The organism is Vibrio metschnikovii CIP 69.14 (assembly GCF_000176155.1).
Lineage (GTDB): Bacteria > Pseudomonadota > Gammaproteobacteria > Enterobacterales > Vibrionaceae > Vibrio > Vibrio metschnikovii.
On sequence record NZ_ACZO01000006.1, the window covers coordinates 1,470,238 to 1,489,697 of the forward strand.

Here is a 19,460-nt window from a genome sequence, read left to right on the forward strand (position 1 = left end):
TGAGCCAGCTTTGATGGACCATATTAGATTTAAGCGCTAACCGGCTCAGTTACCACCGCCGCTTTACGCTTAGCACCAATCGGTAATACGGTTCTACCATATTCATTATTGATCACTTGCGCCATGGCAAAATAAATCGCGCTCGCACCGCAGAAAATACCTTCAAAACCAGCAATCGTACCAATCAGCTCACTACCAGTAAAATCACGGATCGCCAATAAAGCAAACAAAATCGTTAATGAACCAAACACCACTTGTTTAGCGACTGGGTAGCACAGTGAACCAATAAACATGAAGCCAGTAAAAATGCCCCACAACGTTAAATACCAGCCCATAAAATGAGCCGGGCTGGCTGGCAGTCCCATATATGGCATCACTAATAGACCAACTAAGGTTAACCAAAATAAACCGTATGAGGTAAACGCAGTGGTACCAAAAGTATCCCCGCGTTTAAAGCACATGATGCCAACGATCACTTGGCTCAGGCCACCATAAAAGATCCCCATAGCCAAAATCATTGAATCAATTGGGAAGAAACCAGCATTATGGATGTTAAGTAGAATTGTTGTCATACCAAAACCCATCAAGCCAAGCGGCGCAGGGTTAGCAAGTTGCGTCGACATTCACATTACCTTCAAAAATGTTAATAAAAATTACGCGCGAAGTTTAGTGAACAAGTCGTCAAAAAGGAAAAACCATTAATGAAAACTTAGATTACATTTATACAACTTTTGTTACATTTAGCTTTCTATAGTCAAAGGGCCTGAACTATCAGAAAACCAAGGATGGATCAGACCTGATACCTTTGCTGGTCATCCGCCTATCTCAGCCCTCAATCAATACCGAGAATAACTCAGCTTAAGTTATTTTAGCCCTCTGGTTCAGCGGCTTGAGCTGAGGATGAGTCGCGAGTTAACAAGGTAAAGCAAGCTTGTGCAATTAATACAAACGTAAACGGCAGTGCCCCTGCGATGGCAATCTGTTTATTGAGATCAACATCGTTAATCGTAACCAAGGCAATAGCTAAAGTGACGACAATCACTGACCAACTGATCTTACTGGTCAAACGTTGATCATTGGTCAACATCCCAGCGGCATAGATAGCCGAATCAGCACTTGAAATAACAAACGTCAGTAACAATATCAGCGCCACTATCGCTAATAGATTGCTCGCAGGAAGATGAGAGAAAAACACGAATAAGCCTTTGGTGTAATCATCACTCACTGCCGTGATCACTTCTTGTAGATAAAGGCTATCAAATATTGCGCCAGCAAAACCGGAAAACCACAAAACAGAGGCAAGAGTGGGGATCAGTACGGTACAACACAAAAATTGTCGAATACTTCGTCCGCGGCTAATGCGAGCAATAAATGGCCCAACAAACGGCGTCCACGCTATCCACCAAACCAGATAAATCACCGTCCAATTTTGACTCCAGCTTTTATTTTCTCCCAGAGCACCGAACGAGACTTGCGGCAGAATGTTGATATAGGTGACTAAAGAACTCAATAGGCGCTGAATAACCGCTAAGGTATCAACATAAACCAATACCACGGCAAATAAAACCAACATGAGCAAGACGTTAAAACGGCTGAGTTGCTTAATGCCTTTTTGTAATCCTAGTGCACTTGATGCAGTAAATAACACGCCAAGTAATACCGTTAAACCAATACGAAATACGGTTAAATCCCCTTGATAACCACTAACACTACGTATCCCTTGCTCAACCAGCGCCATGGTATTGGCCAACACACCAGCAATGCCAAATAAAATCGCCAATACTGCGATTAAATCAATGATAGCTAGCCAACCAGCTTTTTGATGGCCGATAAAAGACGCACTGACTCGCATCGGTCTTTTTTTGTACATAAGCCAGCCACGCCATCATTAACCCAGCGAGCGCATACAAACTCCAAGCATGAATTCCCCAGTGAAAATAAGTTAAGGCTAAAGCGAGATCTTTTTGATCGCCTTGATAATCGATACTTGGCAGATGATTAAAATGGAAAATCGGCTCCGCAACACCCCAAAAAATTAACCCCGAACCCATCCCAGTGGTAAAGAGCATGATTAACCACGTCGTAAAAGAAAACTCTGGCTGACCATCACCGAGTGTTTTTTTACCGATTGGGCTTAAACAAAGTACGACGCACAAGACAACAGCCAAGCTGGAAAAAAGGATAATTTGATCGTCAAACTGCTCAATACTCCATTGGGTTAATTGAGCAAGCTTAGCCACGCTGATGCTAGGAAAAGCGACAAAAAAAACCGCAATCAAAGCGGCAAAAAAAATCAGGCGGTGGGAAGGTTGTGGTAAAAAAATCATGATTATCAGGTATCAGTCAGTCAATCGGCATAACCTAATACGCAATTAATCCGCTAATAGGTCATCAGAAACCATTGCTAAGTACGATCCCAAAACCATGCTGAGAATATACAAAAACCGTGGCATATGTTGACTTAGCTTAACACAGTTTATTTTCATTTTTGTAACCTTGATGCTCATCTCCTGCCCTTTGTCGAGAAAAGCAGCAGGTAATATGAGTTAATCCATATCGCCTGCTGCTTTAAAGATAACGCTATTTATCTAGGGCTGTGTAATCGCTATCCAAGGATCACCCGCCGTTGGTACATCACCTTGCGACCACCATTTCGCTTGATATACCGCACCTTGATAAGTCACGAGATCACCAGCATAGTAAACTTTACTGGCTTGCCATAGCTCAGTTCCTTCAACCGGTGGCTCATCTGGCTGTTCAGGCTCGGTTGACTCTAATTGTTCCACCACTCGTACTTTAGGCCAGCTAGCGTGAGACTGATAATAGTTAGTCACACACTTTTCATAATCGCCTTCAACCAGAGCTGAATAGGCGGTTTGAAAGCCGACTAAATTACATTCAAAAGAGTAACCACCGGGACGATCAGGATAATAACGCCAGTTACCATCCCAATTGGTGTAAAGGACATCCGTTGCGCCATTTAAATTTAAGCTGCCATAGGGCGTTTGTTGCCAACAAGTATTCAGCTCATCAGTTTCAATCGGGATCTGATAATGCTCAGCCAAACCTTCCCAATAACGAATCCGGTTAACCGGCTGACCTTTATCTTTGTTTTGCTCGCCACACTCAATTCCACCATTAATGACATTGATGGTGGTACCAAATCCATAACCAATTCCTGCATCGATTTCACGTTGAGAAGGTGTCCAAGTTCGGTCGATAACGTGCAACATCGCCGGTTTAGGCGCTTGAGGCGTTAAAAAGAACCAAATCGCAGAAGCAAGATTCAGCCAAGAGTCCGCGACTAATCCAGGATTATTCAACAATACAGAAGCATCACCATCAAACATCACCTCGGAAAAAGCACCGTAATTAAAGTGATAAGAAAGTTGTTTGGCACCACGACCAAAATAGCCTTGCCCATCACCACAAGGCCATTTCCGGTTTTGCCAATCATTTTGCCCACACCCAGTGGTATAACCGAGCTGTCCTTCCGACCAGCCCATTTCCCTAACATGGACAAGCGCTTGCTGCCACTCCTCCAATCCAAGTGGATTATCAGAAATATTATCTTTCGCTATATGACCACCCGTCTCTTGAGCAAAATGAGCAAAAGCCGTGATCACCGACTTTTTACAAATGGCATCGGCATCCCGTCCATCCTCATAATCACCACAAAAGGCGGGGAACTTGCCGATAGCCCTTAAAAATCGAGTATAGGTGTATTCTGGTGCGGCCATATGAGTGAGGAAATTCCACTCATGCTCAGGAAAAACCCGCTCTACCCGCTTCACATTGTCTGGATTACTCGCCAATCCCGGTTCAATACTTTCGACTAAACTATTGGGCGCTGTTCGTAAAGCCTGTGACCAAATCGCATACATAGGATCAGCCGCTTTTTGCTGCTCAATGGCTTGTAACTCCACGCGAGATACCACGTATCCGGAGCTGTCGAGAGGATCGACTTGAATAGTCATTGCATAACTTGGCAGTGCACAAATAAGACTCACCCAACAGGCCGTTTTATTGAGTATGAACATGAAAAAAATCCCTCTTATTGATAAACGCCACTTTAGGATAGAGGCTATTCATCTGCTTTTAAGCAAAAACCAATGATGATAAGACGGTTTTGCGAGGCACTAGCGATCATCCTGCGTCCATGTTGCATGGTGACATTTTTCTTGGAAGCACTACGACAAATGTGATCCAATAAAAAACCTCAGGCAGAACCTGAGGTTTGATAAACAGTAAACTCAAAAAACGAATACTGGGAAATCATTCCCACTCGAATATCAACAAGCATGAAATCTAACTAAATAACAGCTAGTTAGAAATACCACCTTCGCCGATACCATCATCGATACCATGCAAAGAATTTTTTTGATTTTTTGCAGTTCGTCGACGTTTTAGTTCGGCTTTGGCCCAGGCTGACGATTCTGCCATGTCACGACGAAGCTCTTGTTTCTCTTCATCAGTAAGCACTCGCGGGCTCGATGCAACTCTATCCACCTTGTATCTCCAACTTGTCGTTGTACATTTTAGATAGCGTATCAAAACATGAGTTACCAGCAAGGAACCTTAAGTGTATTTTTAGATTATTTTTCATACATATCTTGAAAACCATTAGCATTGACCAAATAGTGTACAGTGAGGAATGACCTTATCATAAACAAGGTTAAAATTATGGGTTTAAAACCAGGACCAAAACCAATAGCCAAGTCGACCGGCAAGCCAGATCAACGTCGACGTGATAACAAAAAAACGCCAGGCAACACTCCAGGCCTAAAGCCGAGCAAATCCTCTACCAAGTAACGCTACCTCAATATAGAGTCAGATTAAGTCGCACTGACTCTTTACTAAAAAGGAAAACTGATGACAGTAAGTGCACCTACTATTCAAGATGTTTTGAAGGGAGTTGGTACTAAAGAGTTCTGGATTGGAGGCTTTGTAGTTGGAGCAGTGGTCTTCAGTCTTGGTTTAGCCTATTACAATGTGCAAACAGAATTGGATAAGAAAAACCTAGAGTTAGCAACTAAAAACTTAGAAATGCATAAAATTCAATTTGAAAACGATAACAAGCACCTATCTAGGGAATTGAAAAGTGCACAAAGCGAATTATCTGAGTTAAAGGTTCAATACGAAAAATCTATTGCAAACCAAAAGACCTTATATAAAGTAATAGCTGAGCGTTGTAATGAGCAACGAAAATACCTTAAAGCACTCCATGCAGATTATGGCTTTCAAACTAAATACACTGCAAACTATGAGTATCTATCTATATTAGAAAAGATTATCGTTCAAATTGGTGAATACGCTGAAAATTGTTAGCCTCTCATCATTGACATAACTCACCTTTATTCCCGAATTAAGCAGACTAATAAACAATTATCCAAATAAAAAATGCCAGTCAGCGATACTGACTGGCATCATGTTTTCTAAGTAAAGACCAGGTTATATATTTATAGCCTTGCCTATTCCAACGAGAATGCTAATGAAAGAGTTTATACAACCACTAGTTATCGAGTCACTCTCTCGCCGCATCATTAAAATTTTCATGTTCCTTAATTTCAAGTATATTTAATCAGCAGATACTTGCTCAATCAATTCTCTCTCAAACTCTTCCATTTGGTCAAAATTAATACTTATTGAAAGTTGATCAAAGCATAGATCACTTGGCTCACAAGTATTCCTTTGCAGATTATTTGCAGCTCCCCACCAATTGACCTTCTTTCCAGTCTGTTTGGATATAGAGTCCAATTTATTTGCTACTTGATATGCTAAAACACCACAATCTAAATCGTTTTCTTCGGCGACCTTAATAACTGAATTTTTCAGCCAAGCAATATTACCATTTGCATTTTTAAAGCATTGCTCAATATAACTACCGGCTTTTTCACCGAGAAGAACACTTGCTGCAAAATTATTAGCATCAATTTCTTCCTGGTCATTTCTCCGCTCTTCACTTGTCTCACTAAGCTCAACAATTATAAACTCATCCAGCTCTGGTGATTGGGATGCATGGTAGAGCTCATGAAGTAAATCAAACATCCATTTTGATGTATGTCTAGATTTTTGCTTAAGTACAACTACATTTCTACCATTTATACGCCAAGTCGCGCCATGAAAAGCTCCAGAATCGTTCAAAGGAATAACAGGAACACCCAGATCAGTAGCGTAAGATAAAACTGATTCAAATGTTAACTCGCCATATTTATCTAGAATATCACCTCTAACTACATTAGCATCCTGAGGTATGTCTTTCTTTTCTAAAGAACAGTACTTAGCTACAATATTTGCAATTGTATAAGCATATTGCGTATAAGCACTTGTATATAGCTCGTTAGCACCTACTGGCATTTTAAACCTTGCAACCATTGATCCATCACGCCCAAAAACTAACGGCCTATCACCTAATAGAAGATCCTTATTCCATCCAAATATAGATTGAAGTTTTTCTACTGTTTTTTCTACCCAAAGGCCATATTCGAAAGGCATCAAATCACGAGGTGAAATTCTCTTTTCAATAAAGTTTCTATCTAAACCAGCATCATTTAGCTTTGATATTAATATATTTTTCTCTCTAGAATCTTTAGGTAAAAAGACATCTTCTGTTATTTTTAAATCTAAAGCATCTACAATTGAAACAAGAGTACTAAAACTTGCGGAGCTATACTCCGTGTTTTCATACCTTTGTATTTGCTGCTCTTTCATCCCTAGTCTTTCAGCCAGATCTTTTTGAGTTAACCCCATTGAAATACGAGACATAATAAGAGCTTTAGGGAGATCAGAAATACTATTCACATCAAAAATAGCAAGTTCACCAGATAACAGTAGTTCGTATTCTTCCGCTTGCTCAACCAATTCATCACGCTGACACATTAGTGCATCAATCTGAGCTTTCGCTAACAATGGAGAAAATTTAGACTCTTCTCTATTAAGTTTTTCAATTGCTTCAGAAAACTCTTGTATACGTTTTTTGGTTAAAGCTAACTGCTTATTATTTTTAATCATGATGAACCTCCAATCTGAATTGCCACAATGCCTTTTTTCTCAAGGGTGTTTTTATCAGTTTGAAAAAAATCGACAAATAGCTTTCCCGACCCTCCTTCTGGTAATTCTGCAGGAAATATATCGCCTCGATATTTCTGCAACATGTATTTTCTACCTGATGGAGAAAAATCAATAAGTGCACGATCTAATTTCGACTCATCGACACCATGTAGACTCCAACACAAATCATAGTCACCAGGGATTTCCTTTGATGTAACAAAACTTCCATCGATGTAAACCAAATTACAGTTCGCACTTTCGAGCGCTGAAATTAGAAGCTTTAGTCCATCAATTAACCAAGCACGCTTTGGGTTGTAGCCAAATCGTGCGATCAATTCTTCCATCGAGGCTAAATGCACTCCTTCTGGCAAATTACCCGACTCATTAAATTCTGGTATCATTCCTTTAGAACCCCCCCCAACAATATTGTTGTGTCACTTGTAGATTTATAGCATTTATTACAATAGAAATCAATTAAAAAGCATATTTATAATGATGACAAAAAAACAAATAAAATCTTATATATCAATGATTTGCATTTACTTAACCACACCACCACAACATTAGCCTAGTTATGGTTTCTTTCTATGGGGCTTAATACTGTCTCAATGATGAGGCAGTAGTACAAAGTGGAACACCATCACCGGCCCGTGTGCTTTCTAACTACTTGCGTCGGCCAAATGGCCAATGTCTCATTTTGTCGATTTGATCGACCGATCTCGTCATGTCCTTGTAAGCACGCCCGGCCAACCTGTTTTGGAAAACCTCCATTTTGTCGGCAATGTCTTTCATCTTCGGGCCGTGTCCGGTGCTGTGCAGCCACTGCCCCAAAAAATTGAAGGCTAACATCACAATGAAAACAAATAAAAATGCCAGTCAGTAATACTGACTGGCATTTTTATTTTATAAGAACTTGGTTAGTTTTTACAACTAAGCCTATTCCCACTCAATGGTCGCGGGTGGTTTACCAGAGATGTCATACACCACGCGAGAAATACCACTCACTTCATTGATAATGCGGTTGGAAACCTTACCCAAAAATTCATAAGGTAAGTGAGCCCAATGGGCAGTCATGAAATCGATGGTTTCTACTGCGCGTAGTGACACAACCCAGTCGTATTTACGGCCATCGCCCATTACACCAACAGAGCGCACGGGTAAGAAAACGGTAAACGCTTGCGACACTTTATTGTACAAATCCGCATTGTGCAGCTCTTCAATAAAGATAGCGTCAGCACGACGTAGCAAATCGCAATACTCTTTCTTCACTTCACCGAGGACACGCACGCCAAGACCTGGTCCTGGGAATGGGTGGCGGTATAGCATGTCGTAAGGTAGACCTAACTCAAGACCTATTTTACGTACTTCGTCTTTAAACAATTCACGTAATGGTTCCACTAAGCCCATTTCCATATCATCCGGTAAACCACCGACGTTATGGTGTGATTTAATCACATGCGCTTTACCGGTCTTAGAGGCGGCTGACTCAATCACATCTGGATAAATCGTGCCTTGTGCTAACCACTTAGCGTTTTTCAATTTCTTGGCTTGCTCATCAAAGACATCAACAAACACATGTCCGATCGTCTTACGCTTTTCTTCTGGATCGGCTTTGCCTTCTAAGGCAGCGAGGAAGCGCTCTTCAGCATCGACTTTGATGATGTTTAGGCCAAATTTATTGCCAAACATATCCATCACTTGCTGACCTTCGTTCAAGCGCAGTAAGCCGTTATCGACAAAGACACAAGTCAGACGTTCACCAATCGCGCGGTGTACCAACATAGCGACAACCGATGAGTCAACGCCACCAGATAAGCCAAGGATCACTTCATCATCACCGACTTGCTCTTTAATCCGAGCAATCGCATCTTCAATGATTGATTCAGACGTCCATAAACGTTCACAACCACAAATATCGAGTACGAAATTCTCGAGCATTTTCAGGCCATGTTTGGTGTGCGTCACTTCTGGATGGAACTGAACTCCGTAGTATTTTTTCTCTTCATTGGCCATGGCTGCGTATGGGCAGGTCTCGGTTTCACCAATTTTTACGAAGTCGGCTGGAATTTCCACCACTTTATCACCGTGGCTCATCCAAACATCTTGAATCGCTTCAAGATCGTTAAATAACGCCGATTGACCAGAAACCGTAACTTGCGCATAGCCAAACTCGCGCTCGGTGGAAGTAGCTACGCGACCACCCAACTGCTCAGCCATGGTTTGCATGCCATAGCACACACCAAATACCGGCACACCTGAATCAAATACATATTGAGGCGCGCGAGGTGAGTTAAGCTCAGTTACGCTTTCAGGGCCACCAGACAGAATAATGCCGTCTGGGTTAAATTCGCGAATGTCCGCTTCTTCGACATCCCAGCTCCACAACTCACAGTAAACACCAATTTCACGTACACGACGGGCAACTAATTGAGTGTATTGTGAGCCAAAGTCTAAAATAAGGATTCGTTGATCATGAATGTTCTTGGTCATAGTTAAGCAGTCTTATCAGCTAAATTAAGAAACGGAGGCGAGTCTACTCGCCTCTCAGAATGGCATCAAGGAAAAAAGCAAACGTTTACGTTAGCTCATTCGATAGTTAGGTGCTTCTTTAGAAATTTGTACGTCATGGACATGAGACTCTTTCATGCCGGCTCCAGAGATACGAACAAATTGCGCTTGAGTACGCAAGGTTTCAATATCTGGTGAGCCAGTTAAGCCCATGCATGAACGTAACCCGCCCATCTGCTGATGAACAATCTCTTTTAATAGACCTTTGTAAGCGATACGACCTTCAATACCCTCAGGGACTAATTTGTCTGCCGCATTATCGGTTTGGAAGTAACGATCAGAAGAGCCTTTTGACATCGCACCTAAAGAACCCATGCCACGATAAGCTTTGTAAGAACGGCCTTGATAGAGGATAACCTCTCCTGGGGCTTCTTCGGTGCCAGCAAACATTGAACCCACCATGACACAAGATGCGCCTGCAGCAATCGCTTTAGAAATATCGCCCGAGAAACGAATACCACCATCAGCAATCACAGGAATGCCATATTGATTAGCCACTTCAGCAGCATCAGCAATGGCGGTGACTTGCGGAACACCTACACCAGTAACGATACGCGTAGTACAGATAGAACCTGGGCCAATACCGACTTTAACGGCACTAACACCCGCTTCAATCAGTGCTCGGGCACCTTCGGCGGTCGCCACGTTGCCACCAATGATATCAAGATCAGGGTAAGCGGCGCGTGTTTCACGAATCCGTTGCAATACGCCTTCTGAGTGGCCATGAGACGAGTCAATCAGCAGTACATCAACACCGGCTTCAACTAACGCTTTAACGCGCTCTTCATTCCCCGGAGCAGCACCAACGGCAGCGCCGACTCGTAGACGTCCTTGAGAATCTTTGCATGCATGAGGTTTGCTTTCTGCTTTGTGGAAATCTTTAGCAGTGATCATGCCTTTTAATTGAAATTCATCATTAACAACCAGAATTTTCTCAACGCGAGCTTTATGCATCCGCTCTTGAACTTCTTGGCCTGAAGCGCCCTCTTTCACCGTCGCCAGACGATCTTTTGGTGTCATCACATCAGAAACCAACTTGGTTAAGTCAGTAACAAAACGCACATCGCGTCCGGTAATGATCCCAACCAGTTCGTTGTTCTCAGAGACAACAGGAAAGCCGGCAAAGCCGTGTTTCTCGGTCAACGCCATGACATCAGCAATCGTGGCTTGAGGACGAACGGTGACAGGATGAGTAACCACGCCGGCTTCAAAGATTTTCACTTGGTGAACTTGTTCAGCTTGCTGTTCTATCGACATATTTTTATGGATAAAACCAAGACCACCTTCTTGTGCAAGTGCGATTGCTAGGCGAGCTTCTGTTACTGTATCCATAGACGCAGAAATCATAGGGATGTTGAGAGTAATGTTTTTGGTAAGTCGAGTGCGAAGATCGGCTGTATTAGGGAGGACAGTAGAGTGTGCAGGGACGAGGAGAACATCGTCGAAGGTCAAAGCTTCTTTAGCAATTCTTAGCATTTGCAATATCTCACAACGTGAAGGTTAAGAGTAATAAATCGCTTTATCGTTTCGCATAATAAAGAGATTTAGATTTGATATTGCGGACGGATTATACGCCCAGAGCAATCGATTGACCACTCATTTTTTAATTTTTAATTTGCAATCCCCCCCTTGATATGTATTATATTGCCGCTAATTTCCATACTTATGTCTGGCCAAATTAGCGGTGCCCTCCTTGACTAATCCAAATATCTACACTGTTTCTCGTCTTAATGCTGAAGTCAGATTGTTACTTGAAAATGAAATGGGCATCGTCTGGCTGATCGGTGAGATCTCTAACTTCTCTGCACCAGTATCCGGTCATTGGTACTTGACCCTGAAAGACAGTCGCGCTCAAGTCAAATGCGCGATGTTCAAAGGTAATAACCGCTCCGTTTCTTTTAAGCCCCAAAATGGCCAACAAGTGTTAGTCAAAGCTAGGCTCTCTTTGTATGAGCCTCGTGGTGATTATCAAATTATCATTGAAAGCATGCAGCCTGAAGGCGATGGACGGCTACAACAAGAGTTTGAACAACTCAAAATGCGACTGGCCGCAGAAGGGTTATTTGCGCAATCACTCAAAAAAACACTGCCAGAACACCCGCGCTGTGTGGGCGTGATCACCTCAAAAACCGGAGCTGCTCTGCACGATATTTTGCAGGTGCTGAAACGCCGCGATCCAAGCCTGCCGATCATTATTTATCCGACCATAGTGCAAGGTAGTGAAGCGGCGATAAGTATTGCTCAGGCCATTGGCTGTGCTAATTCTCGCGCAGAATGTGATGTATTGATCGTCGGCCGCGGAGGCGGTTCACTGGAAGATCTCTGGTGTTTTAACCATGAAATTGTGGCAAGAACGATAGCGGCAAGTCAAATCCCGATCATCAGTGCAGTGGGCCATGAAGTGGATGTCACTATTGCTGATTTTGTTGCCGATATGCGTGCGCCAACGCCGTCTGCTGCTGCTGAACTGGTAAGTCGAGACAATAGCAATAAAAAACAGTCAGTTAATCAAAAACAACACCAACTCACCAATAGCATTCGCTATTACTTTGCCCAGCAAAAAAATCAGTTACAACAGTTACAACACCGATTGGATAAACAACACCCAGCTCACCGTTTGCAGCGACAGCGTCAACAATTGGATGAACTTACCTTGCAATTGACACAAGTGATGCAACGGCGTTTGATGTTATTAGCCAAAGGCGTCAGCCAACAGCAGCATCGCTTACAGCTTCGCTCTCCAGAAAAACAGCTCAGTGCACAAAAGCATCAGTTGATGATGAGCCAACATCAGTTGCGTAAAGCAATGGAGCGTCAATTACTCGACGCACAGCATCGTTATGCCCGCTTAGTGGATAAGCTCCATACTGTAAGCCCCCTTGCAACTCTCTCTCGTGGCTACTCAATTACCCAAAATGAACATGGAGAAGTGATTCACACCAAGGACCAAGTTCAATCTGGTGAAGTGATTGTTACCCGCTTGGCACAGGGTGACATTCGTTCTACTGTTAATTAATCACAACCAATAACCAACGAGCTTGTTACTTTAGCGTTGCGAATTCAATCTGAACACGTGATTTAGACTTAAGTTCGTTGCACGAATGACAAAAATAATTGGCCGCCCCACAAGCCTGAAGCTTTTCTAACTCCGCGCTACAATCTGGGCAGTGAGCTATTTTTGTATAATTTACATCACACGACGCACAGTAATAACGACCATTCCAGACCAATTCATGCGAGCATTGTGGACAACATGTTTCCATTGCAGGTTTCCTTTCTGATAACGATTACTCTACCAAGACGCTACATCACCGCAGAGCCGAAGCCGTCGATTAATCCAACGCGATACTCCGACTGGTTGATAAAAAAGGTGAACAAAGGCGGCACACACCACTGCGGCTTCAAGTAGAAAAAGAGATGCCCTAGAACAGTATGAGGCAAAAAGACACCGAGCTCCTCTTCTTCAAATCGCAAGGCGCTAGCGATCATACCGCCAAGTAGTCGATAGAACAAATGGGGCGTTGGTGATTTCAGCCGATCTGTCTATTTACATAAAATCACGTGAATAGTTCCACTTGCTGTGCTTTGGGATCTATCATGGATCTTTTGCTTTATCTACCTTGATCAGCGATCTACCGTAAAAAGAACATTTATATCACCACACACCGAAAGCATAAGTTACATATTCTGCATTTGGATTTTAAACAGACTAAAAATCTAAATAAAACTTAAAAATAATGAGTTGATGACATTTAATAAAATGATCATTATCACTAATTCGTCCTTATAAGATCCTATTTTAAGCATACTATAACGCTATACTCAAAGAGGAAGCGTTAACTCATCCATAAAAGACCGACAAAGTACAATGACGAAAAGGGATAAAAAAAGCCCAAGCTAACAGCTTGGGCTTTTTATAATATATCGACCTAGGTCTATTTTCGACGATCTTTCACCATGGTCATTAAACGCTTACGTTTACGTTCTTGAGATAACGTCAACTTACTCACTTTGTTCTCAAATGGGTTTTCACTACTTTGGAACTGAATACGAATTGGCGTACCCATGATTTCTAATGATTTACGGTAATAGTTCATTAGATAGCGCTTATAAGAATGAGGCAGCTCATTAACCTGGTTACCATGAATAACAATGATCGGTGGGTTATAACCACCTGCGTGAGCGTACTTCAGTTTAACGCGTCGACCACGAATCAGTGGTGGTTGGTGATCATCGGTTGCCATTTTCATGATACGAGTTAATACCGAGGTCCCAACTCGTGTCGTGGCAGAACGATACGCTTCTTGCACCGACTCAAACAGGTGACCAACTCCGGTACCATGCAGCGCCGAGATAAAATGAATACGAGCAAAATCAACAAATCCTAAGCGGCGATCCAACTCTTTTTTCACACGCTCTTTGATATCATTGCTCAAGCCATCCCATTTGTTGATCGCAATGACCACCGAACGTCCAGCATTTAAGGTAAAACCGAGTAGGCTTAAATCTTGATCAGAGATATTTTCACGAGCATCGATCACTAATAGCACAACGTTAGCATCTTCTATCGCTTTAAGCGTTTTAACAACAGAAAATTTTTCTACCGTTTCATTGATACTTTTACGACGACGCACACCCGCGGTATCGATCAAGACATACTCACGATCGTCACGCTGCATTGGAATATAAATCGAGTCACGTGTAGTGCCGGGCATATCATAAACCACAACCCGTTCTTCACCTAAAATACGGTTAGTGAGTGTTGATTTACCTACATTAGGTCGACCAATAATGGCCAGTTTAATCGGTTGATCTTGTAACCTTTTGAATTCTGCTTCCGCTTCTTCTTCAGTGTATTCCAGCTGCTCGGGCTCATCAGTATCAACAAACTCCGTCAGATCTTCTAGATTCTGTAGCTCTTCGTTCATCTGCTCTGCGAGCGGATTCAACGCGCGATCGATAAGAACAGCAACGCCTCGACCATGAGCAGCGGCAATTTGGTACATTTGCGATCCCATCCCGAGCTGCCAAAATTCAGCGCAGGCCGCATCAGCATCAATACCATCGACTTTATTCACAACCAAAATCGCGTTTTTCTCAATACGACGTAAATGCTGAGCAATGGCTTCATCGGCGGAGGTTAACCCTGCACGACCATCAACCATGAACAAGACGACGTCGGCTTCGTCGATCGCCGCCAATGATTGCTGAGCCATTTTAGTTTCAACGCCTTCTTCTGTGCCATCAATACCACCGGTATCAATCACGATGAATTCGTTTTCACCTAATTTTGCTTGGCCATATTTTCTGTCGCGGGTTAAACCGGGGAAGTCCGCTACCAGTGCATCTCGTGTACGGGTGAGTCGGTTAAATAGCGTCGATTTACCTACATTAGGACGCCCAACAAGAGCAACAACAGGTATCATAACAACCTCAATAATAATTCTTTCTTATGTAATTATACTCAAATGATTTTGCTACTCGGTACAAAAGTTTAGTATGACAAACACATTTGGGTATACAAACTCAAGGTTTATTGCAGCAAAACGGCCCCTAGCTGTATACAGCCAGGAGCCGAATGTGAATTATATCACGATTTATTGAGTGATAGTCAGTTTCTTTATTTTACCATCTCGAGAGACAATCAAGTAGCCATCATCAAGTGCAAGGGGACCGACTGCAAAACCGCTTTTGCTGACGAATTGCTGAGCCACAAATTCTCCGCTATTACGATCCAACCAGTGAAGATATCCCTCACTATCACCAACAACTAGGTAACCATCAATCAATTTAGGCGCCGTTAACAGTCGGTTCTGTAGCTGATTATTCTGCCACAGCTCCGTGCCGCTACGTGCATCAACGGCAACAACATGATCTTTGTCAGTAACTAAAAACAGACGGCGGCCATCGCTGACCATATCAGTCGTTGACGAATAATTGCGTTTCCATACCGCACTACCTGAACGCAAATCAATTGAAATTAACTGCCCATTAAAGCCGATGGCGTACAAGTTAGCTCCAATAATCAATGGCGCAGCATCAACATCGACCAAGCGATCAATTTCGGTTGCGCCTTGCGGTTGACCTATCGGCTGTTGCCAAATTAATTGGCCACGTTCAATAATCGCGGCGGCAAGACGACCGTTAGACGTTCCCCAAAAAACACCACCAGAAGCGGTAACAGGCCGACTATCACCACGTAAGGTTAAGCTGGGCACTTCGGTACTGATGGTCCATTTTTGAGCACCACTAGTACTGTCTAACGCAAGCAATATACCTCGGCTGGTATTCACAATCACTAAGTTACTGTCTGTAGCAACCGAAGCCAATACTTCACCTGCTACATCGACACGCCAATTCAGCTCGCCCGTTTCGGCATCTAAAGCCAGGACTTGACCGTTTTCACTGCCAATAAACAGCTGATTGTAAGCGGCAACAATGCCTCCGGATAAACGCGCTGGCATATCTTGTCTTACATTAACACGCCATAATGTTTTCCCATCATTGGGATCAAGTGCTTTGACTTCTCCATCACGACTAGCCACAAACACTTTACCATAAGCGTATTCAGGAGTCAGATTAGAGAAAAAATGACCGACTCCTCGACCAACCGAGTTACTCCAAATGGGTTGAGGTGTAAACTCACTACTCACACTGGGTAGCGGAGCCATAATGATATTTTCTTCTTCCCCAGCACATCCGCCTAACAAACCGATTACGGCCGCAGACAAAAGCACTTTGTTGAATATTTTTTTCATCAACAGATGCCCTTATCTGGCTAGATCATCGAGTTTCAGCTGTAATGTTTGGCTAGCATTACTCGATTGTTGAGCTTGTGAATAGGCTGCATAAGCCGCGTCTTTATCTCCTTTACGGAGTGCAATATCGCCACGTAATTCAGCGACACGCGCTGCCCAACTGGCCTCAGTAATCGTTGTTAATTCAGCCAGAGCGGCATCGAATTGCTGCTGCTCAGCCTGCAAACGTGCAATACGAAATGCAATAACTGGGGTTAATGCCGCGTCTTTCGTTGACTTCTTAGCCCATTCAAGTTGCGCTAATGCCTCATCTAACTGTCCGGCATCGGCTTGTGCTTTAGCAAGCTGCATCGCCGCTAAAACAGCGTATTCAGATTTCTGATGATTATCGATAAAATGCTGTAAATCTGACTCAGCTTGCGCTCCTTTAGCCGAAAAGTTAGCGATAGCTTTGCTATACGTTTCAGACGTTGTTTCTTGACCCGTCGTCGTTGAATGCTGGTAATAACGCCATCCAAACAAACCGCCAAGACCAAGTACCGCACCAAGGAGAACGGCTTTACCATTCTCTTTCCACCAATCTTTTATCGCTTCAACTTGTTGTTCTTCGGTATCGTAGAGTTCCACTTCCTGTCCTCTTAAATAAGAAATCTCAAAAACATGCGTTTAAACGAGATGAGCCAATTGGCTAGCAATGTCAGTTTGAGATAACGTGGTTTGTTGACCACCAAGTAAATCTTTTAGTACTACCGTCTTTTCAGCGATCTCGTTTTCACCAAGTACCAGAGCGACCGCAGCACCAACTTTGTCTGCACGTTTAAATTGTTTTTTGAAGTTACCACCACCACAGTGGTTCATCACACGTAAACCCGGAACTTGTTCACGCAGTTGCTCAGCGAGTTTCATTCCTGCCATGGTGGTACCTTCACCCGCCGTGACAATATAAACGTCTACGCTACGCCGCACGTCTGTATTACCTAAGGTTTCCATCATCAATACCAGACGCTCAAGCCCCATCGCAAAACCAACAGCCGGAGTCGCTTTCCCTCCGAGCTGTTCAACTAAACCATCGTAGCGTCCACCGCCACACACAGTTCCCTGAGAGCCTAAACTTTCTGTTATCCATTCAAAAACCGTTCGATTGTAATAATCTAATCCACGCACTAAACGTTGATTAACGGTGTATTCGATACCAGCCGCGTCAAGAAGTTCACACAAACCGCTAAAATGTTGTTTCGATTCGGCATCTAAGTAATCAGCCAATTCAGGCGCATCGCCAAGTATCGATTGAACGTCTGGATTTTTACTGTCAAGTACACGCAATGGATTGGTATACATGCGACGTTTGCAATCTTCATCCAATACGTCTTGATGTTGCTCTAAATACTCAATCAACGCGCTGCGATAATCGGCGCGAGCCGCCAATGAACCAATTGAGTTAAGCTCTAATCGCACATGCTCAGCAATACCAAGTTCACGCCATAGACGTGCTGTCATCATGATAAGCTCTGCATCAACATCTGGGCCATCGATACCAAATACTTCAACGCCACATTGATGGAACTGACGATAGCGACCTTTCTGAGGACGCTCATGACGGAACATTGGCCCGATATACCATAAACGCTGCTCTTGGTTATACAGCAGCCCATGTTCAATTCCGGCACGAACGCAACCGGCTGTTCCTTCAGGACGAAGGCTTAAGCTGTCGCCATTACGGTCAGCAAAGGTGTACATCTCTTTTTCGACCACATCGGTTACTTCACCAATAGCGCGGCTAAAAAGTGGCGTCATTTCCACAATGGGCATACGCACTTCACTATAACCATAGGCACTAACAACATTTTTAACTGCATTTTCCACTTTTTGCCAAAGTGGAGATTGAGTCGGGAGGCAGTCGTTCATACCTCGAATTGCTTGAATAGTCTTTGCCAAAATATTTACCGTAATATCGTGAGGTTAATCTTGCTCGATTTGCTGAATAGCAATACGATTTTTCGTGTCTAACTGAGCTGCTTTTGAACGGATTCTAGCTTCGAGCTGAGCAACGAGATCGTCATTATCAAAGCGCTCTTTCTGACGGACACCATCTTCATAGAAAGCACTTTTTTTATTACTGCCAGCCAATCCTAAGTGGGAGACTTCAGCCTCACCAGGGCCGTTGACGACACAACCAATGATCGAGACATCCATTGGGGTTAACACATCTTCCAAACGCTGCTCAAGTGCGTTAACCGTACTTATCACATCAAATTCCTGACGAGAGCAACTTGGACAAGCGATAAAATTGATCCCACGAGAGCGAATACGCAGTGATTTCAGAATATCAAAACCGACTTTAATCTCTTCAACAGGATCGGCCGCTAAAGAAATCCGTAGCGTATCACCGATACCTTCAGCCAACAGCATCCCTAAACCAACTGCCGATTTAACAGAACCCGCTCGGGCACCACCCGCTTCGGTGATCCCTAAATGAAGAGGTTGATCGATTTGTTTAGCCAATAATCGATAGGAATCCACTGCCAGAAAAACATCCGAAGCTTTAACACTGACTTTGAACTGATCGAAGTTTAGCCTGTCGAGAATATCGACATGGCGCATCGCAGATTCAACCAGAGCTTCAGGTGTCGGTTCACCATATTTAAGCTGAAGATCTTTTTCCAATGAACCACCATTAACGCCGATTCGAATCGGAATGCCTTTATCACGGGCGCAATCGACTACCGAGCGGATCCGAGCTTCATTACCGATATTACCAGGGTTAATCCGTAAACAATCAACACCATACTCGGCCACTTTTAAAGCGATTCGATAGTCAAAATGAATATCTGCCACTAAAGGAATCGAGACCTGTTGCTTAATTAACTTAAATGCTTCGGCAGCATCCATAGTAGGAACCGAGACACGGACAATATCGGCCCCGACTTTCTCCAACGCTTTTATTTGAGCGACGGTCGCAGCCACATCTGTGGTTCTGGTGTTAGTCATGGATTGTACGGCGATAGGCGCGCCATCGCCAATAGGTACGTTACCCACATAAATACGTGTAGAGGGGCGACGCTTAATAGGAGACTTGTGTTGCAT

General features: G+C 43.3%; 18 protein-coding genes. 2 read left to right on the plus strand and 16 right to left on the minus strand.

From position 1 onward, the window contains the following. Positions 1-29: 29 nt before the first annotated feature. The 5 genes from VIB_RS10035 to VIB_RS10050 form a co-directional block, all read right to left on the minus strand. A complete protein-coding gene (locus VIB_RS10035) occupies positions 30-623 on the minus strand; it encodes an acetate uptake transporter (RefSeq protein WP_004395827.1) in 594 nt (197 codons plus the stop codon). Between the two features lie 245 nt (positions 624-868). Beyond that, positions 869-1,870: a BCCT family transporter gene (locus VIB_RS10040; protein ID WP_004395828.1), complete on the minus strand. Its 1,002-nt coding sequence runs from the start codon at positions 1,868-1,870 to the stop codon at positions 869-871. After that, positions 1,794-2,327 (minus strand): BCCT family transporter, encoded by a 534-nt coding sequence (locus VIB_RS17905; RefSeq protein WP_050782724.1) that lies wholly within the window; start codon positions 2,325-2,327, stop codon positions 1,794-1,796. The genes VIB_RS10040 and VIB_RS17905 overlap by 77 nt, the downstream gene beginning before the upstream one ends. A gap of 261 nt (positions 2,328-2,588) precedes the next feature. Continuing rightward, positions 2,589-4,040 (minus strand): chitinase, encoded by a 1,452-nt coding sequence (locus VIB_RS10045; RefSeq protein ID WP_004395829.1) that lies wholly within the window; start codon positions 4,038-4,040, stop codon positions 2,589-2,591. Positions 4,041-4,323: 283 nt separating this feature from the next. Beyond that, positions 4,324-4,509: a hypothetical protein gene (locus VIB_RS10050; RefSeq protein WP_040904631.1), complete on the minus strand. Its 186-nt coding sequence runs from the start codon at positions 4,507-4,509 to the stop codon at positions 4,324-4,326. Between the two features lie 363 nt (positions 4,510-4,872). On the opposite strand from VIB_RS10050, the gene VIB_RS10055 reads away from it, so the two are divergent. Continuing rightward, positions 4,873-5,328 carry a hypothetical protein gene (locus VIB_RS10055; protein ID WP_004395832.1) on the plus strand — a complete coding sequence of 152 codons (456 nt, stop codon included), beginning with the start codon at positions 4,873-4,875 and terminating at the stop codon, positions 5,326-5,328. Between the two features lie 249 nt (positions 5,329-5,577). Here VIB_RS10055 and VIB_RS10060 read toward each other — a convergent pair whose 3' ends face one another. The 5 genes from VIB_RS10060 to guaB all read right to left on the minus strand — a co-directional run bounded on the left by VIB_RS10060 (position 5,578) and on the right by guaB (position 11,094). Continuing rightward, positions 5,578-7,011 (minus strand): helix-turn-helix domain-containing protein, encoded by a 1,434-nt coding sequence (locus VIB_RS10060; protein ID WP_004395833.1) that lies wholly within the window; start codon positions 7,009-7,011, stop codon positions 5,578-5,580. Beyond that, positions 7,008-7,451 (minus strand): DUF6932 family protein, encoded by a 444-nt coding sequence (locus VIB_RS10065; protein ID WP_040904634.1) that lies wholly within the window; start codon positions 7,449-7,451, stop codon positions 7,008-7,010. The genes VIB_RS10060 and VIB_RS10065 overlap by 4 nt, the downstream gene beginning before the upstream one ends. Positions 7,452-7,713: 262 nt before the next feature. Next, positions 7,714-7,926, minus strand: coding sequence for a hypothetical protein (locus VIB_RS17910; RefSeq protein WP_050782725.1), 213 nt, complete (start codon positions 7,924-7,926; stop codon positions 7,714-7,716). A 60-nt stretch (positions 7,927-7,986) separates the two neighbouring features. After that, positions 7,987-9,540, minus strand: coding sequence for a glutamine-hydrolyzing GMP synthase (gene guaA, locus VIB_RS10075; RefSeq protein WP_004395834.1), 1,554 nt, complete (start codon positions 9,538-9,540; stop codon positions 7,987-7,989). Positions 9,541-9,630: 90 nt separating this feature from the next. Then, on the minus strand, positions 9,631-11,094 hold the full coding sequence (gene guaB / locus VIB_RS10080; protein ID WP_040904637.1) for an IMP dehydrogenase: 1,464 nt from the start codon (positions 11,092-11,094) through the stop codon (positions 9,631-9,633). 208 nt (positions 11,095-11,302) lie between these two features. Here guaB and xseA point away from each other — a divergent pair, with 208 nt between their 5' ends. Next, positions 11,303-12,634 carry an exodeoxyribonuclease VII large subunit gene (gene xseA, locus VIB_RS10085; RefSeq protein ID WP_040904639.1) on the plus strand — a complete coding sequence of 444 codons (1,332 nt, stop codon included), beginning with the start codon at positions 11,303-11,305 and terminating at the stop codon, positions 12,632-12,634. A gap of 25 nt (positions 12,635-12,659) precedes the next feature. Here the strand turns inward: xseA and VIB_RS17340 are convergent, their stop codons facing one another. The 6 genes from VIB_RS17340 to ispG all read right to left on the minus strand — a co-directional run bounded on the left by VIB_RS17340 (position 12,660) and on the right by ispG (position 19,460). Continuing rightward, on the minus strand, positions 12,660-12,881 hold the full coding sequence (locus tag VIB_RS17340) for a zinc ribbon domain-containing protein (RefSeq protein ID WP_083797765.1): 222 nt from the start codon (positions 12,879-12,881) through the stop codon (positions 12,660-12,662). Between the two features lie 672 nt (positions 12,882-13,553). Continuing rightward, positions 13,554-15,044, minus strand: a complete 1,491-nt coding sequence (der, locus tag VIB_RS10090) for a ribosome biogenesis GTPase Der (RefSeq protein ID WP_004395837.1) — start codon at positions 15,042-15,044, stop codon at positions 13,554-13,556. Positions 15,045-15,215: 171 nt separating this feature from the next. After that, positions 15,216-16,376: an outer membrane protein assembly factor BamB gene (bamB, locus tag VIB_RS10095; protein ID WP_004395838.1), complete on the minus strand. Its 1,161-nt coding sequence runs from the start codon at positions 16,374-16,376 to the stop codon at positions 15,216-15,218. Positions 16,377-16,388: 12 nt separating this feature from the next. After that, positions 16,389-17,003: a YfgM family protein gene (locus VIB_RS10100; RefSeq protein WP_004395839.1), complete on the minus strand. Its 615-nt coding sequence runs from the start codon at positions 17,001-17,003 to the stop codon at positions 16,389-16,391. Between the two features lie 39 nt (positions 17,004-17,042). After that, complete coding sequence (hisS, locus tag VIB_RS10105) at positions 17,043-18,311, minus strand: histidine--tRNA ligase (protein WP_040904642.1); 1,269 nt, start codon at positions 18,309-18,311, stop codon at positions 17,043-17,045. 24 nt (positions 18,312-18,335) lie between these two features. Continuing rightward, positions 18,336-19,460, minus strand: coding sequence for a flavodoxin-dependent (E)-4-hydroxy-3-methylbut-2-enyl-diphosphate synthase (gene ispG / locus VIB_RS10110; protein ID WP_004395841.1), 1,125 nt, complete (start codon positions 19,458-19,460; stop codon positions 18,336-18,338).

Coding starts and splice junctions, on each gene's coding strand:
- VIB_RS10035 (WP_004395827.1), bottom strand. CDS start 623: ATGTCGACGCAACTTGCTAACCCTGCGCCGCTTGGCTTGATGGGTTTT.
- VIB_RS10040 (WP_004395828.1), bottom strand. CDS start 1,870: ATGTACAAAAAAAGACCGATGCGAGTCAGTGCGTCTTTTATCGGCCAT.
- VIB_RS17905 (WP_050782724.1), bottom strand. CDS start 2,327: ATGATTTTTTTACCACAACCTTCCCACCGCCTGATTTTTTTTGCCGCT.
- VIB_RS10045 (WP_004395829.1), bottom strand. CDS start 4,040: ATGTTCATACTCAATAAAACGGCCTGTTGGGTGAGTCTTATTTGTGCA.
- VIB_RS10055 (WP_004395832.1), top strand. CDS start 4,873: ATGACAGTAAGTGCACCTACTATTCAAGATGTTTTGAAGGGAGTTGGT.
- VIB_RS10060 (WP_004395833.1), bottom strand. CDS start 7,011: ATGATTAAAAATAATAAGCAGTTAGCTTTAACCAAAAAACGTATACAA.
- VIB_RS10065 (WP_040904634.1), bottom strand. CDS start 7,451: ATGATACCAGAATTTAATGAGTCGGGTAATTTGCCAGAAGGAGTGCAT.
- guaA (WP_004395834.1), bottom strand. CDS start 9,540: ATGACCAAGAACATTCATGATCAACGAATCCTTATTTTAGACTTTGGC.
- guaB (WP_040904637.1), bottom strand. CDS start 11,094: ATGCTAAGAATTGCTAAAGAAGCTTTGACCTTCGACGATGTTCTCCTC.
- VIB_RS17340 (WP_083797765.1), bottom strand. CDS start 12,881: ATGGAAACATGTTGTCCACAATGCTCGCATGAATTGGTCTGGAATGGT.
- der (WP_004395837.1), bottom strand. CDS start 15,044: ATGATACCTGTTGTTGCTCTTGTTGGGCGTCCTAATGTAGGTAAATCG.
- bamB (WP_004395838.1), bottom strand. CDS start 16,376: ATGAAAAAAATATTCAACAAAGTGCTTTTGTCTGCGGCCGTAATCGGT.
- ispG (WP_004395841.1), bottom strand. CDS start 19,460: ATGCAACACAAGTCTCCTATTAAGCGTCGCCCCTCTACACGTATTTAT.